Origin of the sequence: Rhizobacter sp., from assembly GCF_031412075.1 — a bacterium.
Classification (GTDB): Bacteria; Pseudomonadota; Gammaproteobacteria; order Burkholderiales; family Burkholderiaceae_C; genus Rhizobacter.
Genome location: NZ_JANOCG010000258.1, coordinates 1 through 3,889, shown reverse-complemented (window position 1 = coordinate 3,889; position 3,889 = coordinate 1). Strand labels below are relative to the sequence as shown.

Genomic DNA, 3,889 nt, shown 5'->3' with positions numbered 1-3,889 from the left:
CATGCCCGGTGACGCGCGCTTTTGTCTCCACTGCGCGTCACTCGCATGCCTCGATGCACCACCGACTTCAACTCACATCGCTCTCCTGCGCGGCGCGTTTGCTGCCGCTGAACATGGCGCGCACCAGGTTTTCGCGGTGGCGAACACTCGCGAAAATCACGCCGCTCAGGTGCACGGCGATCAGCGCGACCAGCGTCCACGCGAGTGCGCCGTGCAGGCTTTGCATGCCCTCGTCACCCCAGAAACGGTCGGTGTTCAAGAGCCAGCCGGTGGCGCCCGCGGCCAGCACGCAGGCCCACAACACGAGTGCCATCCAGCCGCCCAGCGGGTTGTGGCCAAGGTAGCGTGGCTCTCGGCCACGCAGCCACTGCGCGGCGTAACGCGCGGTGTCGGCCGGCGAACGCACGAACTGGCGAAAGCGCGCATACGGGCTGCCCACGCAGCCCCAGACCACACGCAGCCCGACCACGGCGAGTACCCCATAGCCCAGCGGCGCGTGCCACCGGGTCCAGCGTTCGCTGGTCAGCCAGGCCGCCGCCATGCCGGCGACCAGCGCCCAGTGCAGGCCACGCACGGCGGCGTCCCAGACCTTCATGGTGACGGCTGCATCGCGTGGCTACTTCTTCGCCGACTCACCAGCCGGCAGCACACGCTCGAAGGTCTTGGGGTCGAAAAAAACCTCGACACGTTCGCCCTTGGCGTCGAAGCCGTAAACCTCATAGCAGCCGTTCTCGACCTTGACCTTGCGCACGCGCCAGCCTTCGTTGACGAGCATGGCCTGCAGCTCCATCTGGCCTTTCTATTCGGCCTTGGGGGTGTCGCACTTCACGTCGCCGTGCGCCAACGCGGCGCTGGTGAACAGGGTGCCCGCAACCGCGGCAGCAAACGGCAGGGTGGTTTTCATCGGGGTCCTTTCAGGGTGAAGTCGGCTCAGGTGTCGGCCCAGCCGCGCAGCAGGTTGTGGTACGTGCCGGTGAGACCGATCACCGCCGGGTCGGCCTCGCCAAAACGGGTGCGCAGGCTCATCAGGTGCTGGTCCATATCGAACAGCAGGCGACGCTGCTCGTCGCTGCGCACCATGCTCTCGATCCAGAAGAAGCTGGCGAAGCGGTAGCCACGCGTGACCGGCTCGACACGGTGCACGCTGGTGCCGGGGTACAGCACCATGTCGCCGGCCGGCAGCTTGACGCGCTGGGTGCCGTAGGTGTCGGCGATCACCAGCTCGCCGCCGTCGTATTCCTCGGGCTCGGCCAGGAACAGCGTGCAGCTCACATCGGTGCGCACACGCTCGCCTTGCGTTCCGGGGATGAAGCGCACGGCGTTGTCGACATGGTCGCCAAACGCGTTGGCCGCGCCGCCGTAGCGGTTGAAGAGCGGCGGGAACACCCGCTTGGGCAAGGCCGCCGAGAAGAAGATGGCGTGCCGGTTGAGGCCGCGCAGCACGATCTCTTGCAGCGCGCGGGTGTCGGGCTCGTCTTGCGGCAACTGCTCGTTGTTCTTGGCCAACGCCGACTGCTCGCCGGCGGTGACACGCCCATCACCCCAGGGCGCGCGCGCCAGGATCTCGCGCGCCTGGCACAGCTCGTCGGCGGTCAGGACTTGTCGGATGTGTTGAAGCATGGCGATGGCGGTGCTGTGTGAACGGGTCGGCCTGCCGATGGGTCAGAACTTCATCGTGGTGGTCAGCTGCACGGTGCGCCCCTTGCCCGGGATGTAGTGGCCGCGGTAGAGCATGTCGGCGTAGTGCTCGTCGGTCACGTTGGTCACGTTGAGCTTGAAGCTGACCTGGTCGATGAACTGGTACTCGGCCATCAGGTCACCGGTGATGAACTTGGGTGCCACGATCGCCGAGCTGGCTGCCAAGCCCACTGGCCGGTCGCTGCTGCGGGCGTTCAGCCCACCGCCCACACGCCATTTGGGCGTGACCTTGTAGGTGGTCCAGAGGGTGCCGGTGTGGCGCGGTGTGAGGCCCGGGCGCGAGCCCGCCACTTCGGTGCCGGCGGCGCCGCTGGAGCTGTCGACCTTGGCGCTCGGGATGAATGCGTAGGACCCGTAGACCTCCCACAACGGGGTGATACGCCCGCTCAGGTCGAGCTCGATGCCGGCCGCGTGGCGTTCGCCGGACAACACGTAGTTGCAGGCATTCACCGACTCGGCGTCGCGGTTGCGTTCGTTGTACTTGGTGGCTTGAAACAGTGCGAAGCGGCTGCTGAAGTTGCCGCTGGCGCTGTCGAGCTTGGCGCCCAGCTCGATGTTGCGGCTCGATTCGGGATCGGTGTTTCCGGTGCCGGGGTCATATTGGTACGTGTCGCCCGAGGTGTTGAACGAGGTGCCGTACGAGAAGTGGTACGACCGTGTGGGGGTGGGCTGGAACAACACGCCAAGGCGTTTGCTGACCAGCGAATCTGTGCGGCTGATGCTGTTTGCAGGGGCCACGGCGCAGGGGTTGGCCGGGTTGGCCGCGATCGAGATGTTGTTGTAGGTGCCCTTGAACTGATCCCAGCGCAGCCCGGCCAACACTTTCCACATCGGCGCGATCTGCACCAGGTCTTGCACGTAGATGCCCAAGGCCTTGGCGTCGAAGGTGCGGTTGACCGAGGTGGCGCGCTGCCCTTCGTCGACGGACGTGCCATCGTCGGGTGTGCCCACCGTGGTGCGCGGCTTGGTCAGCGTCGGGCCCGACACGGCCAGGTTCTCGAACTCTTCACGCGCCAGGTCGGCGCCCGCTTGAACCGAGTGCGCCAGGCCGCCCCACTTGAACTTGCCGCTGTAGTCGCTCTGCAAGTACTTGGTCTCCATGTTCATCACCTTGGCCTGGACACCGGTACCGCCAGAGCGCTGCAGCAGCGTGGCGTCGCTGAAGGTGTCGGATGTGACGGCCTGCCCGCCCGGCTGCTGGGCCGCCGCCACGAAGCGGATGGCGCTCGCGCGCTGGTCGCGGGTGTAGCTCGCCAGGCGCAGCGCGGTGCGCAGCTCGCCGCCGTCGCCAAACTTGTGCACGTGGCTGACGTTGCCTTGGGTGGTGCCGCTGCGCGCATAGTCGCTCGCCATGCCGTAGTAGTTTTTCGGGTCGGTGTTCCAGAGGTAGTCGCCGCCCCGCGCGCCGGGGGTGAGCCAGGGCAGGCCGTAGTGCACGCCGTTGTTGTTCTCCAGGTGGTAGGTGCCGACCTGGAATTCGTCGTCGGTGCCGACGCCAAAGCGGTAGCTCGGTGCAATGCCCTTCTTGTCGATCGTGTTGCCGTAGTTGTCGGCCACGGTCAGCATGGTGGCGATGCGCAGCGCCGCGTTTTCGCCGGTTCTGAGGTTGAAGTCGGCGGTGCTGCGGGCGTAGTCGCCGTTGCCCAGCGTGATTGCGAGTTCGTTATCATTGACCAGCTCGGGGCGCTTGCTGACCTGGTTGACCGCGCCGCCGGTGGAGCCGCGGCCGAACAACATCGAGGCCGAGCCGCGCAGCAGCTCCAGGCGGTCCCAGTTGAAGGAGTCGCGGTCGTAGAAGGCCGGGTCGCGCATGCCGTCGATGAAGATGTCGCCGGTGGACTGCAGCGAAAAACCGCGCAGGCGGATGTCTTCTTCGCCACCTTCAGCCGCCTGGAACGAAATGCCGGCGGTGTTTTTCAGCGCCTCTTTCATCGTGTCGAGATTGCGGTCGTCGATCAGGCGCTCGGTGACCACGGTCACCGATTGCGGCACGTCGCGCAGCTCTTGTTGGCCCTTGCCGATGCGGGTGGTGGTGGCCTGGTAGCTCTGTTTGCCGCTCGCTTCTGCTGCGGCTTTCACCTTGATCTGCGGCAGCGTGGTCACGCCTGACGCCGCCGACGCGGGCGCCGAAGCGGCAGTCGGCGCAGCCGGTGCGCTGGTCTGTGCCGTCACCGGCGGCAAGGCCAGGCCG

At 66.5% G+C, this 3,889-nt stretch carries 4 protein-coding genes; all 4 read right to left on the bottom strand.

All coding sequences use genetic code 11. The annotated features are described in order from the left end of the window. Window positions 1-67 precede the first annotated feature (67 nt). Complete coding sequence (locus RMO40_RS09315) at window positions 68-595, bottom strand: cytochrome b/b6 domain-containing protein (protein ID WP_309719517.1); 528 nt, start codon at window positions 593-595, stop codon at window positions 68-70. 21 nt (window positions 596-616) lie between these two features. Further along, window positions 617-790 carry a PepSY domain-containing protein gene (locus RMO40_RS09310; RefSeq protein WP_309719514.1) on the bottom strand — a complete coding sequence of 58 codons (174 nt, stop codon included), beginning with the start codon at window positions 788-790 and terminating at the stop codon, window positions 617-619. Between the two features lie 140 nt (window positions 791-930). Next, window positions 931-1,620 carry a Fe2+-dependent dioxygenase gene (locus tag RMO40_RS09305; protein WP_309719511.1) on the bottom strand — a complete coding sequence of 230 codons (690 nt, stop codon included), beginning with the start codon at window positions 1,618-1,620 and terminating at the stop codon, window positions 931-933. 42 nt (window positions 1,621-1,662) lie between these two features. Beyond that, window positions 1,663-3,889, bottom strand: a 2,227-nt coding sequence (locus RMO40_RS09300) for a TonB-dependent receptor domain-containing protein (protein ID WP_309719506.1), incomplete at its 5' end; no start/stop codon positions are given.

Coding starts and splice junctions, on each gene's coding strand:
- RMO40_RS09310 (WP_309719514.1), bottom strand. CDS start 790: ATGGAGCTGCAGGCCATGCTCGTCAACGAAGGCTGGCGCGTGCGCAAG.
- RMO40_RS09315 (WP_309719517.1), bottom strand. CDS start 595: ATGAAGGTCTGGGACGCCGCCGTGCGTGGCCTGCACTGGGCGCTGGTC.
- RMO40_RS09305 (WP_309719511.1), bottom strand. CDS start 1,620: ATGCTTCAACACATCCGACAAGTCCTGACCGCCGACGAGCTGTGCCAG.